The organism is Pedobacter sp. AK013 (genome assembly GCF_014205835.1).
GTDB lineage: Bacteria > Bacteroidota > Bacteroidia > Sphingobacteriales > Sphingobacteriaceae > Pedobacter.
Genome location: NZ_JACHCQ010000015.1, coordinates 108,609 through 134,509, shown reverse-complemented (window position 1 = coordinate 134,509; position 25,901 = coordinate 108,609). Strand labels below are relative to the sequence as shown.

Below are 25,901 nucleotides of genomic sequence, written 5' to 3'. Positions count from 1 at the left end.
AGTATTTCGAAATAATCCAGAATACCTTCTGGTAATAAAAAACTGATAAGGGTTTGTTCGGCTTGATTCAAGGGAAGTTATAATTGTTGTAATACCACAAAGAAACAAATTATTCTAATCCCCCCAACTTTTCCGCTTGATCCAAATTATCCCGCAGTGCGGGGCCGCCTGGCTCAAAATAAAAACGGGGTCCTTCTTCTTTCGATTCAGTTCCCCGTTTTAACTCTAAAAACAACCGTAGTTGCATTTTAAAGCATCAAATCTTTGTTACCTTGATTTTTCCGTTATCGTTAGGTTTTGCAACTTTTGCGATTCGTGAAAATTTATTTCCAACTCACCCGTCCGTAAACTTTGTAGTTCTCCATAATCTCTGTTTGGGCCTGTTCGATTTTCTTATCGTCCAATCTTTCGATGGTTATATATATCCTTACTCGGTTTAACCCTTTCAGAAATTAATCGTTTTCCCTGTAAACGCTCCGAAACAATTTCCCTTTCGGTTCCTTATCTCTTTTGGCTCGTTTTATCAGAATTCAAAGTACTTCGTATTTGATATCATCTAATTTAGTGCATAAACACAGATTTGCCAAACAGAAAATAAACGTTTTTATAAACAAAGTTTTCCACTTAAAATATCTGGTTATCAACATGTTGAATTGCTGAAATTACCGTTTTTATTCAACATTTCCTATTTAATCAACTTTATTAACATTTTAGAGAATCATACTTATAAACAATTCGTAATATTTTGTTAATCAATTTATTATCTGTTTTCTGCTTAAATTTTCAAAAAAAGCAAAAAACTTAATTTTAATCGCAACAAAAAACTTCACTATTATGTTATTTTTGTAACATGCAGATGAGGCAACCGATTCGAAATATACAGGACTTTTTATTGAGTACGTATTTTGCTGATGGTCTCCGCATTACTATTGGTGTACTGCTCCCCTCTTTAATTTTTGCCCAGTTTGGCATGTTAAAGTATGGCATGACTTTATCGTTAGGTGCTTTATGTGTAAGCGTGGTAGATAGTCCGGGGCCAATAGTGCACCGAAGAAACGCCATGTTAATTACCTCTGTGCTCATCTTTACCTTCTCTATTATAACGGGCCTGACCAACAAAAACCACTATTTTATCGGCTTTTTATTGGCTATATCAAGTTTTGTGTTTTCGATGTTTTACATCTATGGGCTCAGGGCAGCATCGGTTGGCACGGCCGTTCTGCTGATTATGGTTTTGAGCATTGATGATATCCGTCCTTGGCAGGATGTATTGTTATATGCTGTTATGGTACTGGCCGGAAGCTTATGGTATACTGGTTTAAGCTATTTTGTATACCGGTTACGTCCTTTTCGCTTGGTACAGCAATCGTTAAGCGATTCTATTTTAGAAGTTGCAGAGTTTCTGCGCGAAAAAGCTAAGTTTTATCATCAAAATAACAATTACGATAAAACTTATTCAGATCTGTTACAACTTCAGGTTTCTGTTCACGAAAAACAAGATGCCGTAAGGGAATTATTATTCAGAACCCGTGAAATCGTAAGAGATTCTACGCCTGAGGGTAGATTTTTGTTATTGGTATTTGTAGATATGGTCGACCTGTTCGAGCAAGTAATGTCTACCTATTATAATTATCAGCAACTGCACGATCAATTTGATAAAGCAGGTATATTATCAGACTATGAAATGGCTATTAAGCGGATTTCTTATGCTCTTGATGATATTGCATTTGCACTAAAAAGTGGTGGAACACCTGTTGTTTCAAAACGTTTATTGATTGAGATCGAAAGATTAAAGATCAAAATCAACGATCTGGAAAAGAACAATCAAAATCAGGAATACAATACCCTGGGCATTATTGCCCTAAAAAATATTGAAGTAAACATCGAAAATATATTGGCAAGGGTTAAAACCATCTTCAGCTATTTTAAAATCAGAAATAGTAAAGATATTAGACAGGCCGAGGTAGATACAGAAAAATTTATCACCAGACAAAAATTCGATTTTAAACTGTTTACAGAGAATTTAACGTATACCTCTTCTACTTTTAGGCATTCGTTACGGGTTACAGTGGTGATGCTTTTGGGTTTTATAGTTGCTCAAATGCTCAAATTCTCACACAGTTACTGGATCCTGCTCACCATTCTCGTTATTTCGAAACCAGGATTTAGTTTAACCAAAGAACGTAATTATCAGCGTTTAATCGGCACCACAGTCGGGGCGTTTATTGGTATGGGGGTAATTACTTATATCCACGATCGGAACACTTTATTTGTGATCCTATTAATCTGCATGATTGGCTGCTATAGTTTCCAAAGGAAAAATTATGTAGTGAGTGTACTTTTTATGACGCCATATATCTTAATCCTATTCGATTTTTTAGGCATGGGATCGATCGCGTTGGCACGTGAAAGGATTTATGATACTTTTATTGGCTCTGGCATTGCGTTATTGGCCAGTTATTCTTTATTTCCAACTTGGGAGTATGAAAAGCTCAAAGAGGCTATGATTGACATCTTAAAAGCAAATAAGGCTTATTACGAACAAGTGATTAAACTGTATTTTGAGAAAAATTACGACAGAACAGAATATAAACTGGCGAGGAAAGAAGTATATGTAAGTACGGCAAATTTGGCTTCCCTGTTTCAAAGAATGTTTTCTGAACCAAAAAGCAAACAGTTGTTTATTAAAGAGGTGCATCAGTTTACAGCACTCAGCCATTTATTGTCTTCTTATGTTGCAACACTATCGCTCTACAATAAGGAACATCAATTTATTTTCGAGAGTTTCGATGCACTAAAACCGATTGCCAATAACACCAATTACTTATTGGATACTTCTATTGATAATCTGGAGCAAGGAACCAGTACAATAGATAATGTGCCATTAATCAGGTTAAATGATAATGGTTTAGTTATAAAAAAAGGCGAAGATTTGGTTCCAGAGCAATTCGACCTTATTCAGAAGGTAGCTTACGATATTTATAAGCTATCGGTGAAAATCAAGATTTAGATCAGACTTTATTACGCAAGTAGTCTGCGCTGCATTAGTTCAAGATCTATACTATCAAATAGCCAGTATTAAAACAATGGCGACTAAAAATTGTTAATTATCCATATTAAGAAAACATGATGGAAAAGTTATATACAGCTGAAGTTACAGCTACTGGAGGAAGAGACGGACACATTAAATCGAGTGATGGAATTTTAGATTTCGATTTAAGAAAACCCAAAGAACTTGGCGGACAAGGCGGTGCTACAAACCCTGAAGAATTGTTTGCTGCTGCCTGGGGGCCATGTTATTTGGGTGCACTAGGAGGTGTAGCAGAACGTGAAGGTATTGATGTTAGCGAAGCAAACGTGAAGGTGTTGGTTTCTTTTAATAAAGATGGAAATGCTTTCGTACTTTCTGCAGATCTGGACGTTCACATTCCAGGTATTTCACATGAGGAAGCCCAGGCTTTGGCTGATAAAGCGCACAGAGCTTGCCCATATTCTAAAGCAACAAGAGGAAATATAGAGGTAAGGGTAACAGCTGTTTAATTTTAATCGTGCTGTCAGATATTTTCATCTGGCATTACAAATAGTATTATAAACAAGAAAGTCCCGAATTAATCCGGGACTTTCTTGTTTATAATACTTGGGAAATCTATCTGTGCTGTCAGTTAGAAACAACTGACAGCACAGATAGATCGAATTAAACAGTTTCCTGTTCAACCCTCGTATTTGCTGGCCTGCCATTTTTAAAGGCATCGCGGGTTTTCAGTCCCAATAATTCAAACATGGCCATGTCGTCAATAAATGCAGGATTTGGCGTGGTTAATAATTTATCGCCCGCGAAAATAGAACTTGCACCTGCCATAAAGCAAAAAGCCTGTTCCAGCGTACTCATTTCATTTCTACCGGCTGATAAACGTACTACCGAGTTTGGCATTACGATACGTGCTGTAGCAATCATCCTTACCATATCCCATATTGGAACGCGCGGTTGATTTTCTAAAGGTGTTCCTTTTACAGGTACCAAAGCATTAACCGGAACCGATTCGGGGTGTTTTTCCATGTTTGATAAAGTCTGTAACATCGAAACACGGTCTTCTACAGTTTCGCCTAAACCGATAATACCGCCACTACATACCGTTAATTTGGCCTTACGCACATTTTTAATGGTATTTAAACGATCATCGTAAGTTCTGGTCGAAATAATACGTTTATAATCATCTTCAGAAGTATCGATGTTATGATTGTATGCATATAAACCAGCATCAGCTAAACGTTGTGCCTGGTTTTCAGTAAGCATACCTAATGTACAGCAAACCTCCATATCCATATCATTCACAGCTTTTACCATTTCAATCACACGGTCAAAATCGCGGTTATCGCGTACTTCGCGCCACGCGGCCCCCATGCATAAACGTGATGCTCCCCCCTCTTTTGCTTTAACAGCAGCACTAACAACCTGGCTAACCTGCATTAATGGCTGTACTTCTAAATCGGTATGGTAGCGTGCTGCTTGAGGGCAATAGCTGCAATCTTCGGCACAGCCTCCGGTTTTAATCGAAATCAATGAACTTACCTGAACTTCATTATAATCTTTATTTTCTCTGTGAATGGTTGCGGCTTCATAAACCAGATCTAAAAATGGTCTATTATAAATTTCGTGTATTTCTTCTTTTGTCCAATCGTGTCTTGTTTTTTGCATCGGGATCAGATTTTGCAGATTTAATATATGTAGTATTAGTTAAATTTACAGGCTCTTAATTTAGTTTTGCAAGCGTTAAATCTTGGAATTCTAAATCAAGTAAATCCTGATTATAATAAAAGTTTGCTGGCCAGCCCTAAAATTAATAGGAAACCAAAAACATCGGTAAAAGTAGTAATAATTATAGATGATGCAATGGCGGGATCGATGCCTACGCGTTTTAAAATAAGTGGAATACCTGCACCAGTAATGCCCGCGATGATCAGATTACCTGTCATAGCCAGGAAGATAACCAAACCAAGCATTGGGTTTCCGTCAAAAAAGAAGGCAAAAATAAATACAATTAATCCGTTAGCTGCACCATTGATTAGGCCTACGGTAAATTCTTTTAAAACGGTCCTGTAAGCTTGCTTATCTGTTAAATCATATAACGAAATACGCCTTACGGTTACCGCAAGTGCCTGGGTAGCAGCATTCCCTCCCATCCCGGCAATAATAGTCATATAGGCTGCTAAAGAAGGAATTAGTTTAATCGTCGGATCGAAGTAACGCACCACAGATGATGCTAAGAAAGCTGTGCCCAAATTGATAATTAACCAAGGTAAACGCGATTTTACTGCTTCTACCCAGTTACCACTCAATTCTTCATCTTCCGATACCCCTGAAATTTTTAAGATATCTTCTGTACTTTCTGCTTCCATTACATCGATCACATCATCGAAAGTTACCCTGCCGAGTAATTTCTGGTGATCATCTATTACCGGAATACTGGTTAAGTTATACTGCGAAATCAGGTTGGCTACTTCTTCCTGATCGGTATCAGGATGTACGTAAACGGCATCAATCTTAACCAACTCCGTTATCTTTGCATTGTGTTTTGCTTTAATGATATCTTTTAACGAAACTATACCTTTGAAAATTTCCTCGTCATCAACTACGTAAATGGTATAAAACTCTTCCATTTCTTCGCTTTGGCGGATAATCTCGTCAATTGCATCTTTTTTGGTGAGGTTAATGTTTACACAGATCAGTTCAGTGTTCATCAAACCACCAGCAGTTTTTTCATCGTAGGTTAAAAGGTTCCTGATTTCTGAAGCATGATCTTCAGTAAGGTCTTCCAAGATTTCATTCTGTTCATGATCTTCCAGCTGAGAGATAATGTCTGTTGCGTCATCATAATCCAGTTCTTCAACTATCTCAGTACGTTTATCGGGGTGAAGTTGAAAAAGTAAATCCTCGGGATGGGACTCTTCATCCATTTCCGAAATAATCTCAGATGCTATTTCCGCAGGAAGGAGGTTGATAATATGCTGTTGTTCGGATTTATCCAAACGCTCAAATAAAATAGCAATTTCTGAGGCATGATATTCCTCTAAAACTACTTTTAAAGTTTCATCACCAGCTAAAATTGCATTTTTAACCTTGAGTACGTCGCTTTTATCTATTTCGAATGACTGCATCTATAACCTAACCAAAACGCCCTAAAGCTACAAATATTAAAAATTGATTTTTACAACCACTTCAAATTTATTCTAATCTTTTTATTTATCCTATTTAATGGCATTTCTTTATTAAGAACCAAAAAATACTTCAATAGAATCTTCATCTCGACTGGAACGAAGTGGAATGGAGAGATCTATATAGATAGATTTAGCTTCACTGAGCACTACGTGGTTCTCGACTGCATTGCAATTGCTCGAAATGATGGTAACTTGAGGAAAGCTTTTCATGCAAGGCTTATTTAAACCAACCTTTTCGCCAAAAATAAATTACCTGCAAAACTGCAATCAATGCCATTACAATCCAGGTGTATAAATAGCCATGTTCGGCATATAATTCGGGCATATTATCCTTTAGTATTTTTCCGGTTGCAGGGTCTTCTCTGCTGAAATTCATGCCATAAATCCCGGCAATAAAGGTTAATGGGATAAATATGGATGAAATGATGGTCAAAACTTTCATGATTTCGTTCATCCGGTTGCTGATAATCGATAAATTCATATCAATATTGGCAGAGGCAATCTCTTTTAATGATTCTATAAAATCAATAATCTGGATACAATGGTCGTAAGCATCTTTCATGTAAGTTTTGGTCAGGTCGGATATTAACGGGCTATCGGTACGGATAATATCGTTAAGTTTATCTCTTTCTGGCCAGGCTACTTTTCGTATCATAATCAGCGATCTTTTAATGGCCTGTGTATCGTACATGATCCTTTTATCAGGCTGATCATATAAGCGGTCTTCAATTGAATCTAATTCTTCACCCCAAAAATTTAATAAGGCAAAATAATTATCTACAATCACATCCATAATGGCATACATCAGGTAACTAACACCACCAATACGAATGTTCCCCTTTCCTATTTCCAGTCGTTTTCTTACGGGCTCAAAACAGTCTACATAAGTTTCCTGAAAAGTAATCAATGTACGTTCAGAGAGGATAAAAGAAATCTGATCATTACAGAGTATATTATCATCGCTTAAATATAAATGCCTGCTTACCGCAAAAATGTACTTGTCATTATCATATTCATCCAACTTGGGGCGCTGGTAAGAACTGGTAATATCTTCTAGAACAAGCCGGCTGATGTCTAATTTTGAATAAAGTGTTTCGAATATATTAGGATCTGCTAATCCTTTAATATCAAACCAATAACAAAAATCTTTATTTTCAATCAGTTTATCAATGTTATTGATATTCTCGAGTTCCACTTTTTTATAACTCTTATCGTTATAAGTATGAAGTACAATAATTGGCTTTAATGCTTCTTCATCAATAGTATATAAACCTGGACTAGTACCCGGGGCTGGAACTTTATAGTGCTTATGGCGGTTACGCGGCTTGTTTTTTCCCATATTTATAAATATAGCCGGGCTTGCGGGCCCTGGTTAAACAACAAATCAACAATACTTAAGTTGGGTAAAAATTGATGTCTATCTTCAAAAACCTGATAATATGGCTTATTGTTTACAATATCCTCCTCTTTTTTAGGGTTCATAATGGTACGAAAATCCAGCTCAGGGGCGGTATTGTCAAAATACTCAGTAGTTACTTGGAAGCGTTTGTTAAGTTTTAACTTTTTGCTCAGCCATTCTAGCAGTTCGAGGTTATAATCGAAAAGGAATTCGAATTTTTGATTATAAAACCGCGAAAGCTCATCTTCATAAAACTCAAAATAGGCCGAACTTCTATAGCAACTTTCTAAGCTCATCCAATGTAAACGTTGCCATTTAAAATCATAACTAATCCGTACATCTTTCATTTGCGTATGTGTTTTTGAGCCTTTAACCACCGGAACGGTAATATCTAGTTTTCCATTGGGAGAATAAATACTGGCTCTATTACGGTAAGTCTGCTTCGCTAAATGCTCGTGTTTTTCAATTAAAAAATCCTCCCCCAGTTTTTGTAATAAACTAAAATAGCCCACCGGTGGAAGATAAAATAAAGGAAGTATAGCTGTATTCTGCATTTGAAAATTTATGTTTGTAGTTGAAACGTTTTAAAAATAATGATTAAAAGAGGGATTGCACATGTGGGCGTATTTTTTTTATACCTGTTATCGCTGCTGCCTTTATCTTTGCTCTTTTTTTTTGCAAGATTACTATATTATCTGCTTTATTACATAATAGGCTATAGAAAAAAAGTTGTCAGACAGAATTTAACCCATTCTTTTCCTGAAAAATCTTCGGCCGAAATTAAAGTTATCGAGAAAAAATTCTTCCTCTATTTGGCCGAACTTATTTTCGAAATCATTAAAATGACCAGTATTTCGAAAGCAGAAATCTTAAAAAGGGTAAAGTTTACTGGTTTGGAACAATTGGAGAATCATTTTAAAACAGGAGAAAGTGTATTGGCCTGTACCGGCCATTATGGCAACTGGGAATTAGGTACATTAGCGCTTGGCTTGAGCATATCAGCCAAAACCATGGTCATTTTTAAACCCATTAAAAATAAAATTTTCGAAACCTGGTTTGATTGTATGCGGACCAAGTATGGAAATGTTTTTATGCCTATGCGGCAAACGTTGCGCGGGATAGCCGCTTATAAAAACATACCTACACTTTTATGTTTTGCAAGTGACCAATCGCCTACCAGAGAAGAAACCAAATATTTTGTAGATTTTCTACATCAGCCTACTGCCGCACTTTTAGGCGTAGAAAAAATTGCAAAATCTACTAAAAGACCAATATATTATTTTAAAGTGAATGTAGTTAAAAAAGGCTACTACCATATAGAAGTTTTGCCCATGTGCCTGGATCCGGAACGAATGCATGAATTCGAGATTACTGATCTGCACTTTAAGTTTTTAGAAAATATTATTAAAGAACAGCCGCAATATTGGCTTTGGAGCCATAAACGCTGGAAATTTAAACCCGAATAAAAAAGAATGAACCCATCTGTAGCTGTTGTAATTTTAAACTGGAATGGAAAAACATATTTAAAGCAATTTTTACCTGGAATTTTGCTTTCTGCGTATGATAATCTCCAAATTGTGGTGGGCGATAATGCCTCTACTGATGATTCTGTTTTATTTTTACAAGAAAACTTTCCTACTGTTAAAATTATACAGAACGACCAGAATTATGGTTTCGCAGGAGGCTATAACAAGGTTTTAGAACGTGTTGAGGCAGATTATTTTATACTCCTCAATTCGGATGTAGAGGTAACCCCCAATTGGATAAAACCTGTGATCGATTTGATGGAAAGCGATGCACAGATTGCTGCGGCGCAACCTAAAATTAAATGGCAGTTAAACAAAGAACAATTTGAATATGCTGGTGCAGCCGGAGGTTATCTGGATATCTATTCTTTCCCATTCTGTCGTGGCAGGCTGTTTAATGTATATGAGTTTGACTATGGTCAGTACAATGATACAACAGAAGTTTTTTGGGCAAGTGGAGCCGCATTTTTTATTAAAAGCAAATGTTGGCGAGAAACAGGTGGCTTAGATGCCGATCTTTTTGCACATATGGAGGAAATAGATCTGTGCTGGCGTTTAAAGAATCTGAATTACAAGATTATGTACTGTCCGGATGCCGAAGTTTATCATGTTGGCGGCGGAACACTACAAACAGAGAATCCATTTAAAACTTATCTCAATTTCAGGAATAACCTGATCATTATGCAGAAAAATCTACCTGCCAGTGATGCTATTTTCCGAATAACAATTAGGATGTTTATTGATTTTATTGCATGGTGGCATTTTTTGCTAACCGGAAAACCTAAATTTACAATGGCAGTAAGCAAAGGTCATTGGCATTTTCTAAAATCACTTTCTAAAACCAATAAAAAACGGAAAGCTGTTCAAAAAACATATAGCCAACATACTGGAGTGTATAACAACAGTGTTGTTTGGGCATTTTTTATTAAGAAAATTAAATATTTTTCGAAGTTAAAATAAGACGTAAGTTGCGAATCGTCATTCCCAACTCAATTGGGAACCACGTAGTGCTCATGAATGCCTTTAAAAAAAGAAAACTTATGAATAATCGTAATGCATAAGTTTTAAGATTCCCGCCTGCGCGAGAATGACGACTGTTTTTATTATAGTGCTGTCAGATGTTGCCATCTGACAGTTGTAATATGAGGATAGATTAGATCAATAAACTTTCAATAGCTAAACGATATCCCTTTATACCAAATCCTGTTAAAACACCTTGACAGTTTTTACCGGTTAAAGAAACATGACGATATTCTTCGCGGGAATAAATATTAGATATATGCACCTCAACTACTGGAGTTTTAATAGCTGCAATCGCATCAGCAATAGCAACTGAAGTGTGTGTATAACCGCCGGCATTTAGTACTACCCCATCATAACTAAAACCAACTTCATGCAGTTTATTAATAATTTCGCCCTCAACATTACTCTGATAATATTCAATTTCGATATTTGGATAAATCGTTTTTAACTCTTTGATATAATCTTCAATACTGGTGTTTCCATAAATAGATGGCTCGCGCACACCTAATAAGTTTAAGTTTGGCCCGTTAATAATTTGTATTTTCATAATATAATGTTGTAACGTTGCAATGTTATAAAAAATCTCAAATAAAAGCATGCTTTGGCCATCATATATTAAAGGATTTAAATCGTATTTAAAGTTAGAACGGTCGTTATCTGGCAATTCTGTTGATGCCTATCTAAGCGATATTGATAAATTGATTCAGTATTTTAAATCTTTGAATAAAGCGCCTCTGTTAACTGATATTAGTATAACTGATCTAAAATCCTTTATCTCATGGCTGAATGAGCTGGGTATGCAAGCTAGTACACAGGCACGCGTAATATCAGGACTAAAAGCTTTCTTTGCCTATTTAATGCTAGAAGACGTGATTTCAAATGATCCCACGACATTACTTGATGCGCCAAAACTCAGTAGAAAGTTGCCCGATACTTTGAATATTTATGAGATTAATGAACTTATAGCTGCTATCGACGCTTCAAAACCAGATGGAATGCGTAATAAAGCCATTATGGAGGTTTTATATGGCTGCGGTTTACGGGTAACTGAATTAACCGAATTAAGAATATCAAATCTGTATCCAAAGATCGAATTTATAAAGATAATTGGAAAAGGAAATAAGGAGCGTTTAGTGCCTATCGGAAGCGTAGCCTTAAAACTGCTGGATATTTACATTAACGAGGTTCGGGTACATGCAAATATTAAAAAAGGGAACGAAGATTTTATTTTTTTAAACCGTTTTGGTGCTAAACTTTCCCGTATCTCAATTTTTAACCTGATTAAGAGTCTGGCTATTTCTTCAGGAATAAAGAAAACAATAAGCCCTCATACCTTAAGGCATTCGTTCGCTACACATTTAATTGAAGGGGGAGCTGATTTACGCGCCGTACAGGAAATGCTTGGTCACTTGAGCATTACCACCACAGAAATTTATACCCACATCGATCGTGATTATTTAAGAGAGGTAATTACACAATTTCATCCGAGATCTTAATTGAAGAGCAGAAAGACTAAAACATCTTTAATGTAATCCGTCGACGCTGTATTCCTTCAATTTAGATCCTGAAACAAGTGCAGGAGGACGAACGGAGAATGCCCAATACCATAGCTCGGTTACTTCCGGCTACTGACCTCCAACATCGGACTTCTAGCTTTAACCATCCGATCTTTCCCTTGCATATCTTTTCTTAACTCAATATCAATAAATCCTTTAGAAGCTAACATTTCAATGGTTTCTTTACCTAAATATTCGTTAATCTCGAAATAAAGTTGTCCATTAGGTTTTAAGTTTGTTCTCGCAAAGTCAGCAATGGCTTTATAAAATATTAACGGGTTTTCATCACGAACAAATAATGCTAAATGGGGTTCGTAAACCAATACATTATTGTGCATATCAGCTTTCTCTAAATCTCTGATATAAGGTGGATTGCTTACTATAATGTCAAATTTTTCTTCAGATTGGAAAGTCAAAATATCAGCTTCAATAAACTTGATCGTCATGTTTAGCTGTTTCGCATTTTCTTTGGCTATAGCAATGGCATTAGGAGAAACATCCAATGTAGCTACTTCAGCTTTTGCTAAATGTTTTTTAAGTATGATGGGAATGCATCCAGAGCCTGTTCCAATATCAAGAATGGTAATTTTATGGTTAGTGTTAACTGAAAACTGCGAACTATTGTCTGAAATGATCCAATCAACCAATTCTTCAGTTTCTGGTCTCGGGATAAGCACCTCTTCATTAACTTTAAATACAGCACCATAAAAATGGGCTTCTTCCAAAATATGTTGAATGGGTTTTCCGATCTGCAGGTCGTTAAGGATGCTCAAAAGTTTCTGTATATTAATAAAGCTGATATCAGTCTCTTTTTGTATGATCAGTTTAGCTGAAGATAAAGCCAAAACTTGCTCGGCCGCAATACTAAATAATGCTTTTGCTTCATTACTATCGTATAAAGGCTCAAGTTCGACTTCGTAATGCTCCGCTAGTTCTCCTATCTTCATATTTACAAAATTACTTAATTGAGATGATAACAGCACTCTTTTGATAAGGCCATGACTCTTTTTTTACTACTTTTGCCCTAATGAGCGATGAATTTTATATAAACCGTTGTCTTGACTTGGCGGTCTTAGCTTTGGGGAATGTTAGTCCGAATCCAATGGTTGGCTGTGTTATTGTTGTAGATGACAAAATTATTGGAGAAGGATATCATCAGGAATATGGAAAATCGCACGCCGAACCCAATGCCATTAAAGCGGTATTTGATACCTATGGTAATGAGGCAGAAAATTTATTGAAACAGGCTACCGCTTATGTTAACCTGGAGCCTTGCGCGCATTTTGGAAAAACACCGCCCTGTGCCGATTTATTGATAAAACACGGGCTAAAGAAAGTGGTTATTGGCAATAGAGATCCTTTTTCAGGCGTTGACGGTAAAGGTATCGAGAAACTCAAAAATGCAGGAATTGAAGTGGTGAGTGGGATTTTAGATGATGAATGCCGCAATTTTAACAGAAGATTTTTTACGAGGATACAAAAACAACGGCCATATATCATTTTAAAATGGGCCGAAACCGCGAATGGCTATTTCGCAACAAAGGATGGTCATCAGAAATGGATCAGCGGCGCTTTGGCCAAACGTTTGGCGCATCAATGGCGTAGCGAAGAAGATGCAATCCTGATCGGCAAACAAACTGCCATAATGGATAACCCGCAGTTAACTTCACGAGAATGGCCAGGTAAAAACCCGATCCGTTTGGTAATTGATAAGAACCTCCAGGTACCGGTAACTAACCACATCTTCAATTCAGAGGCAAAAACCATTATCTTCAATGAGGTTAAAACTGATGTGATTGACAATATCCATTATATCCAGATGGAAGATATGCAATTTTATTTAGCGCAAAAAATCGCTTTTCAGCTCTACCTCATGGATATACAATCGGTCATTATTGAGGGTGGCGCCAATATTTTAAATCAATTTTTAAGTACTAACCTATGGGATGAAGCGCGTATTTTTACTTCATCTAGCAGTTGGACCGATGGGATTTTTTCTCCAAACATTAATGGTAATCTGCAGGAAACAGTACAAATTGGAAATGACAAACTTTCTATCTATCTAAACGACATCAAATAAATGATTTACATTGTTTTAAGCATTTGCTGTAGTGTTACTGTAGCCATTTTATTAAAGTTGGCAAAACGGTACCAGATCAGCATTATTCAGGCCGTTACTATCAATTACTTTGCTGCATTAAGCTTATGTTTTCTTTTTTTTAAGCCTGATGTTAAGCTGATCACGTCTGCTGCACCATGGCCTATTTATATTGCACTAGCTATTCTATTACCGTCGATATTTTTATTCCTGGCTGCATCGGTAAAAAACCTTGGTATTGTTAAAACCGACATAGCCCAACGTTTATCATTATTTATTCCGGTGCTGGCGGCTTATTTTATTTTTAAAGAAGATTTTAATAACCTAAAAATTATAGGCCTGGCGATAGGTTTTGTGGCTATTTTCTTCACTTTTCTTCGGAAATCCGATCATCAAGAAGCCGGTAAACAGGGGCTAATTTATCCAGTGATGGTTTTTGTCGGTTTTGGCGTAATCGATGTACTTTTTAAACAAATTGCATTATATAAGGAATTGCCTTATACCACCTCACTTTTTGCTGTTTTTTGCCTGGCATTTGTTGTTTCATTACTTATCGTAATTTCGATGGTAATGGCTGGCAAAATAAAAATACAACTGGTAAATGTGGTGTGCGGATTCATTTTAGGCTTTTTCAATTTTGGCAATATCTTTTTTTACATGAAGGCGCATAAAGCACTGGCAGAAAATCCATCTACCGTTTTTGCAGCTATGAATTTAGGGGTAATTATTGCAGGTACCCTAATTGGAATAATAGCATTTAAAGAAAAGTTGAGCAGATTAAATTATGCAGGTATAATTTTGGCGATCGTAGCCGTTATCTTCATTACGCTATCACAAAATGCTGTTCGATGATTCTTATAAAACCATCGAAAGTACTTCAGAAGGTATATTTCGAGATAAGGGCAGCAAATTTATTGCCTATGCTTATCCAATCCGTAGTGAGGAAGAAGTAAAACCACTTATCGCTAATCTACGTGCAGAACATGCCAAAGCCAGGCATTTTTGTTATGCTTATCGCCTAACGCCAGATCGATCTGTTTTTAGGGTTAACGATGATGGCGAACCTTCGGGTACGGCGGGAAGGCCGATTCTGAACTGTTTATTATCAGAAGATCTGACTAATATCTTAATTGTGGTTGTACGTTATTTCGGGGGCACATTATTGGGTGTTCCTGGTTTAATTAATGCATATAAAACTGCTAGTATAGAATCAATTAAGATGGCTACAATTATTAGTAAAACAGTTAATGATGTTTATGAAGTGCATTTCGAATACTTGCAAATGAATGAGGTGATGAAGTTAAGCAAAGAAGAAAATCTACAGATCTTAGGCCAACAATTTGATACAGATTGTATATTGAAATTTGAAGTGAGAAAAGCACAACTCAATCAGGTTTTAAGTAAATTTGATAAAATTGAAGGTGTTAAATTAAAATACCTGCAAACTGTTTAATAAAAACGCTGATAATATAATAAACAAGTATAACTATATCGGCTAGCGAAACCTGCAGACAAATACAAACCAAATATGAAAATATCCGAAAGTGACTTAATCATCAATCCTGATGGCAGCATATACCACCTGAACCTTTTACCTGGAGATATTGCCGATACGATAATTACCGTTGGCGATCCTGATCGCGTTGGCGAAGTAAGCAAATATTTCGATAAAATAGAATTTAAAAAAGGTAAACGCGAGTTTGTTACCCATACTGGTTACGTAGGCAAAAAACGTGTTACGGTACTCTCAACAGGGATTGGAACAGATAACATTGATATCGTTTTTAATGAGTTAGATGCACTTGTTAATATTGATTTTGAAACCCGTGAAATTAAAACAGCACTTACCTCATTAAATATCATCAGAGTGGGTACCTCTGGTGCTGTTCAACCAGATATTCCGATGGGAACTATTTTAGCTTCGTCTTATGGCTTGGGAATGGATGCTTTAATGAATTATTATCTCCAAAAATTATCTGGTGACGAACAGCTTTTGATGGATGATATTAAGGCTCATTTTGGTCACCTTAAAAATATTAACCCCTATTTAACGGCTGCAAGTGAAACACTATTAAATACTATTGGTAAAGATATGGCCAAGGGTATAACCATCACTGCACCTGGTTTTTATGCACCACAGGGTAGAATTGTGCGTGCAAAAAATGCAGTTCCCGATTTTATCGGCTTAATCAATAGTTTTAAGAGCAATCAACACCGCATTACCAATCTGGAAATGGAAACCGCAGGAATTTATGCTTTGGCCAAAGTTTTAGGTCACAACGCCATTTCGATAAATGCGATTTTGGCCAGCCGCATGAAGTTCGAATTTAGCAAAGAACCGAACAAAATTGTAGAGCAAGCAATAAAAATGGTATTGGAAAGGATTTAACGCTAAATCATCAACGCCAGGCATGAAGCAATCTTAAAGCGATGGCGTAACATCACAAAACTACTGATTTTACTAAAAGATCTCTTCACTACGTTTTACTTCGGTTGGTAACGATCGCAGCGTAATAAAAAAGGGCCGAAATTTCGGCCCTTTTTTATGCGTTTTACTATATTATTGGAATGGTCTCTTTTACCAGTTCGTTCCCTTCAGCATCTAAATAACTACAGGTCATTTCGTCCAGATCGATTACCCATTTCTCTACTCCCGCATCTGCTGCCTGTTTGCAAAATGTAAAATAATCTGTTTCGCCTTTTTGGTGTATTTTCAACGCATGTGCGAGTTTATCAGAAGATGATGCTGTATTAACCGTTAGCGTTGGGTATGCATCAGGGCTTGCCTGTTGAGCATTATCTTCATCATCAAAATAAATAGATAAGCCGTTTGACATAAACATCATTACGCTTAACACCCATTTCCTTAATTTCTTTTATAAACTGAGGAAAATCTGCACCAGTTTTAATTTTTGATTCTGCTGCCTGGATGTTTTCGATCGTGAACATATTTTATCTGTTTAATGAAACTTTGTAAATTGTTGTTTGCGTATACAAGTCATCTGGTCTTAAAATGGTATTGGGAAATGTTGGAATATTAACAGCATTTGGATGGTGTTGCGTTTCGACACAAAAGGCCCCATAACTGTCATAATCTTTTCCATCCTTACCGTTCTTTACCCCTAAATATTTCGCCGTGTATAAATGAGCTACCGGTTCTGTAGTGTATACACTTAAAACTAAACCGCTTTCATCCTCAATTGTTTTACTGGCCAGCGATAAATCGCCATAAATCTTATCTAAAACGAACGTTTGATCGTAGCCTTCATCTTCATTCCAATCCTGCCCTATTTTTTTTGATTTAGTGAAATCCAAAGGTGTGCCCTCAACAGCAATTAATGTACCCGTTACCGAATAATTATCATCTTGCTCCAAATAGTTTGAAGCAAAAATCTGTTGTTTATGGTTTTTGATATTTCCACCCCCGGGTGCCAGATTAAAATAACTATGGTGTGTTAAGTTTATGGCAGTAGCTTTATCTGTTTCTGCTTCATAACTTAAAATCAGTTCATCATTTTCAGTCAGTTCGAAAGTTAAATCAATAACCAGGTTTCCGGGAAAATTTTCCTCTCCATCTACACTTTCATATTGCAGGGTAACCGAAGGTTGTGGCCCATCATTAATTTCAACAATATCCCAAACTTTTTTATCAAAGCCTACTAAGCCACCGTGCAACGTATCGGTACCAGCATTTTGTGCCAACTGATAGGTTTCATCATCAATAATGAGCTTTCCATTTTTAATGCGATTGGCATATCGGCCAATTATAGCCCCAAAATAAGGGTAGTTTGCCAAATACGCTGGATTGAGGTATTCATCAAATGTATCGAAGCCAAGAACGATATCCTGTTTTTCGCCTCTGGCATTTTTAACTATAAATTTATTGATTATTGTACCATAATTAAATATTTTGACGTAAGTGCCTTTGCTATTGGTTAGTTCGATTGCGATAACTTCTTCGCCATCAATAATTTTTCCGGTTGGTATTTGCTGAACGCTCATAAATTGTAACTTAGGGCTTTTGTTTCCTAAACAAACATACTATTATTAATGCTTTTTATAAATATATTTTAGCCAAATGAACATTAACCTTCAGGAAAAATTTGCCGAGCAATACCATAAAAAAGCTGATGCCATTTATTTTACACCTGGCCGGGTTAACCTCATTGGAGAACATATTGACTATAATGGTGGTTTGGTTATGCCCTGTGCCATCTCATTAGGAACATGGGTAGCCATTGCCCCGAATAACGATAACAAATTCAGGTTTAAAAGTTTAAACTTCGATGTTCAAACAGCAGTACCAAGCAATACCATAAACGAAAAAGATGGTAACCTTTGGGCGAATTATCCTATAGGCGTAATCAACGAATTTATAAAAGACGGTAAAGAAATTAACGGTTTAGATTTTCTCTTCTACGGAAACATTCCAATCGGATCAGGCCTTTCTTCTTCAGCTTCTATCGAAATAGCAACTGCTTATGCTCTGAATACCTATTTTAATCTGGGTTACGATAAATTAACACTTGTTAAAATTGCTAAAAGTGTTGAGAATGATTTTATTGGCCTAAATTCGGGTATTATGGACCAATTTGCAGTTACTTTTGGAGAAAAAAACAAAGCCATTGTTTTAGATTGTGAAACCTTAAAATACAAAATGGTTGATGTTGACCTTGGCAATTATGTGCTGGCCATCATTAATACGAATAGGTCGCGTGAATTAGCCGATTCTAAGTACAATGAGCGCGTTGCAGAATGTCAAACGGCATTAAAACTATTAAATGAAGAAATAAACCTTCGTTACCTTTGCGAATTAACGGCTGAGAAATTTGCCTTGCACAGTCATGTAATAACCGATAAAACTATTTTAAATCGTGCTACACATGTAGTTAAAGAGAACGATCGGGTTCATTTAGCGGCTAAAACATTAAATGGAGGAGACTTAACAGCGTTTGGCCGCTTGATGTATGCCTCTCATGAATCGTTACGAACATTATACGAAGTAAGTGGAAAAGAACTGGATACGATAGTTGATTTTTGTGCAGGGTATAATCATGTAATCGGCGCGCGGATGACAGGTGCCGGATTTGGTGGTTGTGCAATAGCTTTGTTAGAGAAAGGCTTTGAAGAAGACTTTGCAAAGCATTTAACTGATTATTATGTAGACAAGATTGGCTATCCTGCTGCTATTTACGTTAGCGGAATTGGCAGTGGCCCGTATTTAATAACAGATTAATACCCCTAGCCTACCGTTTAGACTAGAATAAACATAGATTAGAGATGTGATGTATCGGTGTAATCCCTGCATCTCTGTAATCACCTTAAAAATAATGAGAAAATTAAAATTAGACGAATTAAACCGTCCGGATATTGAAGCGTTTAAAACACAGGAAAAACTACCTGTTGTAGTGGTTTTGGATAATGTTCGCAGTATGCACAACGTAGGCTCGGTTTTCCGTACCGCAGATGGATTTGCTTTAGAAAAAGTAATACTTTGTGGTATAACCGCCCAACCACCGCATCGTGAGATTGAAAAAACGGCATTAGGCGCAACGCAATCTGTTGATTGGATACATTATACAGATACGTTACAGGCTGTTGATACCTTGAGAGCTTTAGGTTATGAAATCGTTGCTATCGAACAAGCAGAGAATAGCACCATGTTAAACACTTTTCAGCCTGATCCAAATAAAAAATATGCATTGATTTTTGGGAATGAGGTTGATGGTGTGAGTGATGAGGTAATGGCCAAAATTGATGAGTGTATCGAAATTCCACAGTTTGGAACTAAACATTCTTTTAATATTGTGATTTCTGCAGGGATAGTTTTCTGGGATTTCTTTGCTAAATTAAGGTTGTAACTTATCCGTCTTTTTACCCAAAGAGCACGGAGAACATCGCGTTTTTTTAATTTATCTTACCCAGGACCCCAGACTTCTGACTATTTATCAAATGGAAAATTTATTCTTAAAAAAACTTCAGGTAAAACCTGGTAATGTGATTAAGGTTGTTAATGCTCCAGAGCTGGCGAGTGCTATATTTGGCGATATCCCATCAGATGTTATCATAAAATATAATGAAGAAGCTGTTTTTAATGTATTGATCGCTTTCACTGTAAATAAAGATCAACTCGATAAGCAGATTAAAAACAACCTTGAATATATTGATGCCAAGACCATTATCTGGATATTCTATCCAAAGAAAACCTCAAATATCAAATCCGATCTTGATCTGATGAAAAACTGGGAAGAACTGGATGTTTTTGGTTTAACACCATGTGCATCGGCAGCGGTAAACGAAACCTGGACAGCCTTACGACTGAAGCGCATCACAGAAGTTAAGCCATCTGGAATGCGGAACGATCACATTAAAACCAACGAGTTTGGTGAATATATAGATCCAGTGAATAAAACCGTTAAACTCCCTGAAGATTTAAGAACCCCTTTAGAAAACCATCCTAAAGCATTAGATTACTTTAACCAACTCGCTTACAGCCACAGGAAAGAATATGTGCTCTGGCTTTTATCTGCAAAACAGGAAAAGACGCGCATAAGCAGACTCGAAAAAACAATAGAGATGCTATTAAACAACAAGAAAAATCCGTCAGACAAGTAGAATTTAAACTACTGCATAATGAGCCCGAATTTAGCTTTTGTATAGTATACTGTACAAAAAAATGGGTGGTACCAAATAGAAAGTAACTTTTTTATAAAATAATTTTACTCAGCTAATCTTCTGATAATATGCTATTTGTAAGAAAATAATGCTTTTGGCAGGATTTTTTCTTAGTCGAATCAAAACAGTACAATATAAAAACTGTTATGAGACTAATATTTACAAAATAGAAGAACATGAATACAAGAATTACTAAATCAACAATGTTGGTTGCTTTATTAGGTTTATCATCACAATTATTTGCGCAGGAAACGCCAACTTCCACTACAACTGGTGCTAGGTTTGGAGAAAAATCTTTTCGTACCTGGAGTGTAGGTGTACATGGAGGTATACTATCTCCTAATACTATTTTCGGTTCTGGAAGTGTTAATGCAAAAGAATTTAAAAGTATTGGTTACGGAGCAAATATTAGAAAGCAAATTCTACCATCTTTAGGTTTGCAGGCTGACTTTTTAAGAGGCGATATCAAATCGACTAATGGAACTACTGATTTTGAACAGAGTGTTCAATGGTCTGGAGCCTTAACCGCTGTTTTTAACGTTGCTAATATCAATATTAACAACGAAAATGCAATTTTAATCCCCTATTTAAAAGGTGGTGCAGGTTATATGTCGTCTGATTACAGTACAAGCGGTGCAGTTGTTAGCGAAAGTAAAGGCAGAGAAGGTTGGTTTATTCCAGTAGGTGCTGGTGTTAAATTAGGTGTTGCTAAAGGAATCAATATTGATTTGGGTTATGATGTTAACTTCATTAAATCTCCTGAATCATTACCAAAAAGTAGATTTGCCTATGCGCATGCTGGTGTAGAATTTGCATTAGGTAGCAAAGAAAAACCTCAATTGCAAAACTATAGCTCATTAGCAAACTTACGCAAAGAAAGTGCTGAAGAAAGTGCTGAATTAAGAAGGGCACTATCAACTGCTGAGCAAAATGCACAACGTGATAGAGAGCAATATGCTAAAGATTTGGGTGATGATGATAACGATGGTGTAGCAAACAAATTTGATAAATGCCCTGGAACTGCATCGGGTACAGTTGTTGATGGTTCTGGTTGCCCAATCAAAGTTCAACGCGAAATTATTAAAGAAACCAAAGTAATTACTGAAGAAGATCGTAAAGTGGTTAGAGATGCAATTTCTAACTTGGAGTTCGATTTAGGTAAATCAACTATCCGTTCTAAATCATATGCAACTTTAAACCGCGTTGCTGGTTTATTGGTAGACAAAAACTTTAGCTTAAAATTAGCTGGTCATACTGATAATACTGGTAGCAGAGAGTTAAACTTACGTTTATCTAAAGAGAGAGCTGAATCAGTAAAAGCTTATTTAGTATCTCAAGGTGCAAATGCATCAAGAATTGAAGCTACAGGTTACGGCCCTGACCAACCAATTGCAACAAACAAAACTGCAACCGGCCGTCAGCAAAACCGTCGCGTAGAGTTTACCTTATACTAGTAGTAAATAAAGGTTAACAAAAAAGCTCCCCAGATTAATTTCTGGGGAGCTTTTTTCATACCAATCCTCATGCTGAACTTGTTTCAGTATCTATCACGTAATATTTAAAATTGCTAAAGATCCTGAAACAAGTTCAGGAGGACGATTCTATGAGCGATTGTATTATTAAGACAATCCTTTCTTATTCTTATAAGTCATTTTGGCTTTAGTACCCGCGCTATAATTGTAGTTTTTTAGGTTACTGGCTTTCTTTTCGTGAAAAGCGGCACCGCGCTCAGCAGTTTCATTTTCTTCAGCACCTTTCTTTTTCTTAGGTTTAACAGCAGCATCAACCACTTTTAAATCTTCAGGCAACTCCATTAATTCTAATTTCTGGCCAATAGCCTGCTCAATTTTTTTCACCTCAATCAATTCAATATCGGTAGAAAAAGTAATGGCTACCACATCTTCATCGCCATGCTTAACAATGCGCTGAATTAATGTTTCTTTCTGCTCAGGCAACTCAAAGTGCAGGATAAAAGGAATTCCTTCAATATTGAGTTCGCCTAAATTCTCATTAGCTACAATTAAAACTCTTGCTTCTGGGGTATCTTTAAAATCTTCAATATCGTCATAGCCTTTATCGTCAAAAAACAAAGAGCGGTAAATGCTAATCTCACCTTCTTTATGCCGATTAAAGTTTTTATAAACCGTTTGTGCGGTTAAACGTGTATTTACAAAAACCACAACTTTATCAAAAACCTCGGTATCGTTTAACAATAAGGTTAATAGGTTAAGCTTTGTTCTGAAATTAGGTACCTGATAAAGCATCTGTTGATAAACTTCTGCCTGCTTTTCGCCTATTTCATCTACTTCGATGGTCGCAGTAGAATCTTTCATAAATGGCGAAATCATGTGGTTCAATTTCTCGTGCATTACCTCGGTAAACACCACATGCTGAGATTTATAAGCACTGTTAGCCAATTCTACAACCGGTAGCTGCAGGCCTTTTTTAACAATAAGCTCTGCATTATCCACTATAAATAATTGTATTTTATTGGTGTTTAACGCTAATTTAAGGTACAAAGCACGGGCACGGTCTGGTACAGCAACTATAATATCACAACCATCTGTAATTTCGTTCATCTGTGTATCAACAGCACCTCGGCTATCAATTCCTAAAATCCTGAATGTGCTGTTTCGGTTTAATAGCTTAAATTGTTCCAGAACATGATCTACATGCGCTGCATCTGGTACTAAAATTAAAGCCCTTGGTGCTTCCTCAAAAGCGTATTTCAACTTCATTAAAGTAGCTAAAACGTAAGTTGTTGTTTTTCCCGAACCCTCTGGCCCCACCGCTATAACATCTTGTCCACCTAAAATGCGCGACATTGTTCTGGCTTGGATTTCTTTTGGGGTTAAAAATCCTGCATCAGTCATGGCCGCTACAAGTGGTTTGCTAAGTTTTAATTTATCTAAAGACACAATTACTATTTTAATGTTTGAACTGCAAATATCCTTAAAATAATTAGCTTTTCTGAATTTGAATTTAAAGCCTTGGAAATGATTATTGCCACTTCACGAATAATTTAATCTTATGTTCCACTTGGTGCGAATAAAAATCGAAGCTGTTTCCATCCGGATTATCTAGTTTAGGCTTATATCTCCAATAAAACAGTGGCTTATGTGAAAATTATTTTACTGAAAATGAATTAGTTAAAATATTTTATAAAATAAATACTACTAAATCCATAGATATTATATACTTATTTCTATATTTGCTCAACATTAATCATTAACAAAATATGTTGAACAATTGAAACGCTAAAATCATGTCGATTTATTTTCAGTACCCAGCTATAGATGAATATCCGAAACTCATTTATCCGTTACAAACAGAAACAGATGAGCCAGTGCTTGCAAAGGATGAAGATAGCTTAAATAAAGAACAGATTTTAGAATTAAGAGATTATTTAGCGTTAAAGCAATTATAAAAACATGGCCAGTTGACCGATTGGAAGGTTAGAGTTTCATAAACTCTCTATAATGGTTCGAATCCATTACTAGGCCGCAAAGTGTATCTCATAGCACTTTACCCTGATTCTGCTCAATCAGGCAAGATTTGGTTATCTTATATTTGTTTTGTTGTTAGCAAAGGCTACCCGCGATGGGTAGCCTTTACCTTTTATAAAGCTGTTGCCATCTCCTGAACGTGGCGAAGAATATCTATCCATACTATACCTTTTTTAATTATTTAGAAGCGCAGTTTCAGTGCTCATGGTATAGGGTTGTTCCTGCTGTTCACTCCAATCTTTTTGGGAAAATTCTAAAATACAATACAACGGAACCAAAAAGTATTTCCGTTTCCACCAGGGCTATTTAGCAGGTACAGTAATTTAAAATTATTTTATGAGCAATCAAATCATTAAGCATATTAAAAAACTACACGTAAGTAATAGATTCTTCGCTGCACTCAGCACGACAAAAACTTTTTTCAAAATCTCAAAACATTTTATTTCATTCTTGGTTATCTATATAATTCACATTATACTAATCTTTTACAGATTAATTTGTTTGGTTTAAAAAGGGATTTATGGATATAAATCCCTTTTCTTTTATGCAAATATTTAAAATCATATCTTAGTCTGATCGATATTACATTTATATTTTAGATGAACAGAAAACATTTCCTTTCTTCGTTTATTGCAGCTACTACTGTACTTCCCATTTTTAAAACGTTTGCCCATACGGTTGAAAGTGAGACGTCATCATTTAAAATCCCTCCATATTTAAAACCTGGTGATAGCATTGGAATTACAAGTCCTGCAGGATACATCACCCAGGAGCAGATCCAGCCGTCGGTTTTACAGATGCAAAGCTGGGGGTTTACCATAAAAGTTGGCAATACCATTGGTAAACGCGATTTTACCTATGGTGGAACAGATGACGAGCGATTAGCTGATTTTCAGCAAATGCTCGACGATCCCACAATTAAAGCTATTATGTGCGCCCGCGGCGGATATGGTTTTGTACGGATAATTGATAAACTAGATTTTTCTTTATTTAAAAGGAAACCTAAATGGATTATAGGCTTTAGTGATATTACTGTTTTACATTGCCACCTGGCCAAAAATTATGGCATTGCATCTATCCATTCTAAAATGTGCAATAGTTTTCCAGAAGATTGGAGTAAAGCCGAGCCTATACAGATTGAAACTATTCTATCTATTAAAAATGCTTTAATTGGCGAACAAATGGGGTACACTGCCCCTATTAATATTAATAACAGGCAAGGAAAGGTTGATGGTATTTTGGTTGGTGGAAACCTGAGTATTATCGAAACTTTAGCAGGTAGCGATTCCGATTTAGATACAAAAGATAAAATCCTCTTCATCGAAGATACTGGCGAATACCTCTACAGTATCGATAGAATGTTATGGAATTTAAGGCGAAGTGGTAAGCTGAAAAAGCTTAAGGGCTTAATCGTTGGGGGGTTTAAGGTTAAACCTGATGATGAAGGGGAAGAATTTGGAAAAACCGTTTATGATATTGTTTTGGAAAAAGTAAAAGAATATAGTTATCCTGTTGCTTTTGATTTCCCAGTGGGGCACCAACGAAATAATTTCGCCTTAAAATGCGGTGTTAACCATACTTTAATCGTAAATGAAACCGGCTCGGTATTACGAACAGTTTAGCTTAATTTACCATTCGTATTTTCGTCATCTCGACTGGTACGTAGTGGAATGGAGAGATCTACACCTTGATAGATTTAACTTAGCTGAGCACTTACATGGTTCTTGGCTGTGTTGTACCCCGCTCGAAATGACGAGCTTTATCATGATCAAAATACCATACAAACCAACTTTTTCCCATTAAAAGCTAAAATCAACTCATCTCAAAGTTTTAAGCTTTCGTCTCAGCATTTTCCTCCTTGGTCTCAATTGTAAAAACGTGGCCTTAACCGGATATATTTTT

Annotated in this window: 23 protein-coding genes and 1 pseudogene; 15 read left to right on the top strand and 9 right to left on the bottom strand. The window is 36.3% G+C overall.

Annotated features, from left to right (window positions below; genetic code table 11):
• Positions 1–892 precede the first annotated feature (892 nt).
• Together HDC90_RS12270 and HDC90_RS12265 are read left to right on the top strand one after the other, a co-directional pair.
• Positions 893–3,010 (top strand): FUSC family membrane protein, encoded by a 2,118-nt coding sequence (locus HDC90_RS12270; RefSeq protein ID WP_255497623.1) that lies wholly within the window; start codon positions 893–895, stop codon positions 3,008–3,010.
• 119 nt (positions 3,011–3,129) lie between these two features.
• Positions 3,130–3,540, top strand: coding sequence for an organic hydroperoxide resistance protein (locus HDC90_RS12265; RefSeq protein WP_184466734.1), 411 nt, complete (start codon positions 3,130–3,132; stop codon positions 3,538–3,540).
• 154 nt (positions 3,541–3,694) lie between these two features.
• Here HDC90_RS12265 and bioB read toward each other — a convergent pair whose 3' ends face one another.
• The 4 genes from bioB to HDC90_RS12245 all read right to left on the bottom strand — a co-directional run bounded on the left by bioB (position 3,695) and on the right by HDC90_RS12245 (position 8,169).
• The gene (gene bioB / locus HDC90_RS12260; protein ID WP_184466732.1) at positions 3,695–4,696 is read right to left on the bottom strand and encodes a biotin synthase BioB; all 1,002 of its coding nucleotides are present in this window, start codon (positions 4,694–4,696) and stop codon (positions 3,695–3,697) included.
• A 110-nt stretch (positions 4,697–4,806) separates the two neighbouring features.
• Positions 4,807–6,156 (bottom strand): magnesium transporter, encoded by a 1,350-nt coding sequence (gene mgtE / locus HDC90_RS12255; RefSeq protein ID WP_184466729.1) that lies wholly within the window; start codon positions 6,154–6,156, stop codon positions 4,807–4,809.
• Positions 6,157–6,433: 277 nt separating this feature from the next.
• Entirely contained in the window at positions 6,434–7,555 is a 1,122-nt protein-coding gene (corA, locus tag HDC90_RS12250) for a magnesium/cobalt transporter CorA (RefSeq protein ID WP_184466727.1), read from the bottom strand.
• A gap of 2 nt (positions 7,556–7,557) precedes the next feature.
• Complete coding sequence (locus HDC90_RS12245) at positions 7,558–8,169, bottom strand: WbqC family protein (RefSeq protein ID WP_184466725.1); 612 nt, start codon at positions 8,167–8,169, stop codon at positions 7,558–7,560.
• 39 nt (positions 8,170–8,208) lie between these two features.
• Between HDC90_RS12245 and HDC90_RS12240 the strand changes: the two genes are divergently transcribed.
• Both HDC90_RS12240 and HDC90_RS12235 read left to right on the top strand, forming a co-directional pair.
• A complete protein-coding gene (locus HDC90_RS12240) occupies positions 8,209–9,081 on the top strand; it encodes a lysophospholipid acyltransferase family protein (RefSeq protein ID WP_184466723.1) in 873 nt (290 codons plus the stop codon).
• Between the two features lie 6 nt (positions 9,082–9,087).
• Positions 9,088–10,101, top strand: coding sequence for a glycosyltransferase family 2 protein (locus HDC90_RS12235; RefSeq protein ID WP_184466721.1), 1,014 nt, complete (start codon positions 9,088–9,090; stop codon positions 10,099–10,101).
• Between the two features lie 193 nt (positions 10,102–10,294).
• Here the strand turns inward: HDC90_RS12235 and aroQ are convergent, their stop codons facing one another.
• Positions 10,295–10,711, bottom strand: a complete 417-nt coding sequence (gene aroQ / locus HDC90_RS12230; protein ID WP_184466719.1) for a type II 3-dehydroquinate dehydratase — start codon at positions 10,709–10,711, stop codon at positions 10,295–10,297.
• A gap of 49 nt (positions 10,712–10,760) precedes the next feature.
• Between aroQ and xerD the strand changes: the two genes are divergently transcribed.
• A complete protein-coding gene (xerD, locus tag HDC90_RS12225; RefSeq protein WP_184466717.1) occupies positions 10,761–11,660 on the top strand; it encodes a site-specific tyrosine recombinase XerD in 900 nt (299 codons plus the stop codon).
• A 119-nt stretch (positions 11,661–11,779) separates the two neighbouring features.
• Here the strand turns inward: xerD and prmC are convergent, their stop codons facing one another.
• Entirely contained in the window at positions 11,780–12,667 is an 888-nt protein-coding gene (prmC, locus tag HDC90_RS12220; RefSeq protein WP_184466715.1) for a peptide chain release factor N(5)-glutamine methyltransferase, read from the bottom strand.
• A gap of 80 nt (positions 12,668–12,747) precedes the next feature.
• On the opposite strand from prmC, the gene ribD reads away from it, so the two are divergent.
• From ribD to HDC90_RS12200, 4 genes are all read left to right on the top strand, one after another.
• Positions 12,748–13,800: a bifunctional diaminohydroxyphosphoribosylaminopyrimidine deaminase/5-amino-6-(5-phosphoribosylamino)uracil reductase RibD gene (gene ribD / locus HDC90_RS12215; RefSeq protein ID WP_184466713.1), complete on the top strand. Its 1,053-nt coding sequence runs from the start codon at positions 12,748–12,750 to the stop codon at positions 13,798–13,800.
• On the top strand, positions 13,801–14,670 hold the full coding sequence (locus tag HDC90_RS12210) for a DMT family transporter (RefSeq protein WP_184466710.1): 870 nt from the start codon (positions 13,801–13,803) through the stop codon (positions 14,668–14,670). It begins immediately after the preceding gene.
• The gene (locus HDC90_RS12205; RefSeq protein WP_184466708.1) at positions 14,657–15,271 is read left to right on the top strand and encodes a YigZ family protein; all 615 of its coding nucleotides are present in this window, start codon (positions 14,657–14,659) and stop codon (positions 15,269–15,271) included. The genes HDC90_RS12210 and HDC90_RS12205 overlap by 14 nt, the downstream gene beginning before the upstream one ends.
• A gap of 75 nt (positions 15,272–15,346) precedes the next feature.
• The gene (locus HDC90_RS12200) at positions 15,347–16,207 is read left to right on the top strand and encodes a nucleoside phosphorylase (RefSeq protein WP_184466706.1); all 861 of its coding nucleotides are present in this window, start codon (positions 15,347–15,349) and stop codon (positions 16,205–16,207) included.
• 166 nt (positions 16,208–16,373) lie between these two features.
• Here HDC90_RS12200 and HDC90_RS12195 read toward each other — a convergent pair.
• Together HDC90_RS12195 and HDC90_RS12190 are read right to left on the bottom strand one after the other, a co-directional pair.
• Positions 16,374–16,680, bottom strand: a pseudogene (locus tag HDC90_RS12195) (DUF1398 family protein).
• A 90-nt stretch (positions 16,681–16,770) separates the two neighbouring features.
• Positions 16,771–17,820, bottom strand: a complete 1,050-nt coding sequence (locus HDC90_RS12190) for an aldose epimerase family protein (RefSeq protein ID WP_184466705.1) — start codon at positions 17,818–17,820, stop codon at positions 16,771–16,773.
• A 76-nt stretch (positions 17,821–17,896) separates the two neighbouring features.
• Between HDC90_RS12190 and HDC90_RS12185 the strand changes: the two genes are divergently transcribed.
• From HDC90_RS12185 to HDC90_RS12170, 4 genes are all read left to right on the top strand, one after another.
• Positions 17,897–19,054, top strand: a complete 1,158-nt coding sequence (locus HDC90_RS12185; RefSeq protein WP_184466703.1) for a galactokinase — start codon at positions 17,897–17,899, stop codon at positions 19,052–19,054.
• 94 nt (positions 19,055–19,148) lie between these two features.
• A complete protein-coding gene (locus tag HDC90_RS12180; protein ID WP_167294433.1) occupies positions 19,149–19,679 on the top strand; it encodes an RNA methyltransferase in 531 nt (176 codons plus the stop codon).
• Between the two features lie 91 nt (positions 19,680–19,770).
• On the top strand, positions 19,771–20,433 hold the full coding sequence (locus tag HDC90_RS12175) for a YdeI family protein (protein ID WP_184466701.1): 663 nt from the start codon (positions 19,771–19,773) through the stop codon (positions 20,431–20,433).
• Positions 20,434–20,669: 236 nt separating this feature from the next.
• Positions 20,670–21,947 (top strand): OmpA family protein, encoded by a 1,278-nt coding sequence (locus HDC90_RS12170; RefSeq protein WP_184466699.1) that lies wholly within the window; start codon positions 20,670–20,672, stop codon positions 21,945–21,947.
• Between the two features lie 165 nt (positions 21,948–22,112).
• Here the strand turns inward: HDC90_RS12170 and HDC90_RS12165 are convergent, their stop codons facing one another.
• Entirely contained in the window at positions 22,113–23,411 is a 1,299-nt protein-coding gene (locus tag HDC90_RS12165; protein WP_184466698.1) for a DEAD/DEAH box helicase, read from the bottom strand.
• Positions 23,412–23,758: 347 nt separating this feature from the next.
• Here HDC90_RS12165 and HDC90_RS12160 point away from each other — a divergent pair, with 347 nt between their 5' ends.
• Together HDC90_RS12160 and HDC90_RS12155 are read left to right on the top strand one after the other, a co-directional pair.
• Positions 23,759–23,920, top strand: coding sequence for a hypothetical protein (locus HDC90_RS12160; RefSeq protein ID WP_158273016.1), 162 nt, complete (start codon positions 23,759–23,761; stop codon positions 23,918–23,920).
• Between the two features lie 678 nt (positions 23,921–24,598).
• A complete protein-coding gene (locus tag HDC90_RS12155; RefSeq protein ID WP_184466696.1) occupies positions 24,599–25,621 on the top strand; it encodes an LD-carboxypeptidase in 1,023 nt (340 codons plus the stop codon).
• Positions 25,622–25,901 lie beyond the last annotated feature (280 nt).

Bases quoted from the DNA above. Each gene is read 5' to 3' on its own strand.
- corA (WP_184466727.1), bottom strand. From the start codon at position 7,555: ATGGGAAAAAACAAGCCGCGTAACCGCCATAAGCACTATAAAGTTCCA.
- HDC90_RS12160 (WP_158273016.1), top strand. From the start codon at position 23,759: ATGTCGATTTATTTTCAGTACCCAGCTATAGATGAATATCCGAAACTC.
- HDC90_RS12235 (WP_184466721.1), top strand. From the start codon at position 9,088: ATGAACCCATCTGTAGCTGTTGTAATTTTAAACTGGAATGGAAAAACA.
- xerD (WP_184466717.1), top strand. From the start codon at position 10,761: ATGCTTTGGCCATCATATATTAAAGGATTTAAATCGTATTTAAAGTTA.
- HDC90_RS12180 (WP_167294433.1), top strand. From the start codon at position 19,149: ATGAGAAAATTAAAATTAGACGAATTAAACCGTCCGGATATTGAAGCG.
- HDC90_RS12200 (WP_184466706.1), top strand. From the start codon at position 15,347: ATGAAAATATCCGAAAGTGACTTAATCATCAATCCTGATGGCAGCATA.
- HDC90_RS12170 (WP_184466699.1), top strand. From the start codon at position 20,670: ATGAATACAAGAATTACTAAATCAACAATGTTGGTTGCTTTATTAGGT.
- HDC90_RS12240 (WP_184466723.1), top strand. From the start codon at position 8,209: ATGATTAAAAGAGGGATTGCACATGTGGGCGTATTTTTTTTATACCTG.
- HDC90_RS12175 (WP_184466701.1), top strand. From the start codon at position 19,771: ATGGAAAATTTATTCTTAAAAAAACTTCAGGTAAAACCTGGTAATGTG.
- bioB (WP_184466732.1), bottom strand. From the start codon at position 4,696: ATGCAAAAAACAAGACACGATTGGACAAAAGAAGAAATACACGAAATT.
- HDC90_RS12265 (WP_184466734.1), top strand. From the start codon at position 3,130: ATGGAAAAGTTATATACAGCTGAAGTTACAGCTACTGGAGGAAGAGAC.
- HDC90_RS12190 (WP_184466705.1), bottom strand. From the start codon at position 17,820: ATGAGCGTTCAGCAAATACCAACCGGAAAAATTATTGATGGCGAAGAA.
- mgtE (WP_184466729.1), bottom strand. From the start codon at position 6,156: ATGCAGTCATTCGAAATAGATAAAAGCGACGTACTCAAGGTTAAAAAT.
- ribD (WP_184466713.1), top strand. From the start codon at position 12,748: ATGAGCGATGAATTTTATATAAACCGTTGTCTTGACTTGGCGGTCTTA.
- HDC90_RS12185 (WP_184466703.1), top strand. From the start codon at position 17,897: ATGAACATTAACCTTCAGGAAAAATTTGCCGAGCAATACCATAAAAAA.
- HDC90_RS12210 (WP_184466710.1), top strand. From the start codon at position 13,801: ATGATTTACATTGTTTTAAGCATTTGCTGTAGTGTTACTGTAGCCATT.
- HDC90_RS12245 (WP_184466725.1), bottom strand. From the start codon at position 8,169: ATGCAGAATACAGCTATACTTCCTTTATTTTATCTTCCACCGGTGGGC.
- aroQ (WP_184466719.1), bottom strand. From the start codon at position 10,711: ATGAAAATACAAATTATTAACGGGCCAAACTTAAACTTATTAGGTGTG.
- HDC90_RS12205 (WP_184466708.1), top strand. From the start codon at position 14,657: ATGCTGTTCGATGATTCTTATAAAACCATCGAAAGTACTTCAGAAGGT.
- HDC90_RS12155 (WP_184466696.1), top strand. From the start codon at position 24,599: ATGAACAGAAAACATTTCCTTTCTTCGTTTATTGCAGCTACTACTGTA.
- prmC (WP_184466715.1), bottom strand. From the start codon at position 12,667: ATGAAGATAGGAGAACTAGCGGAGCATTACGAAGTCGAACTTGAGCCT.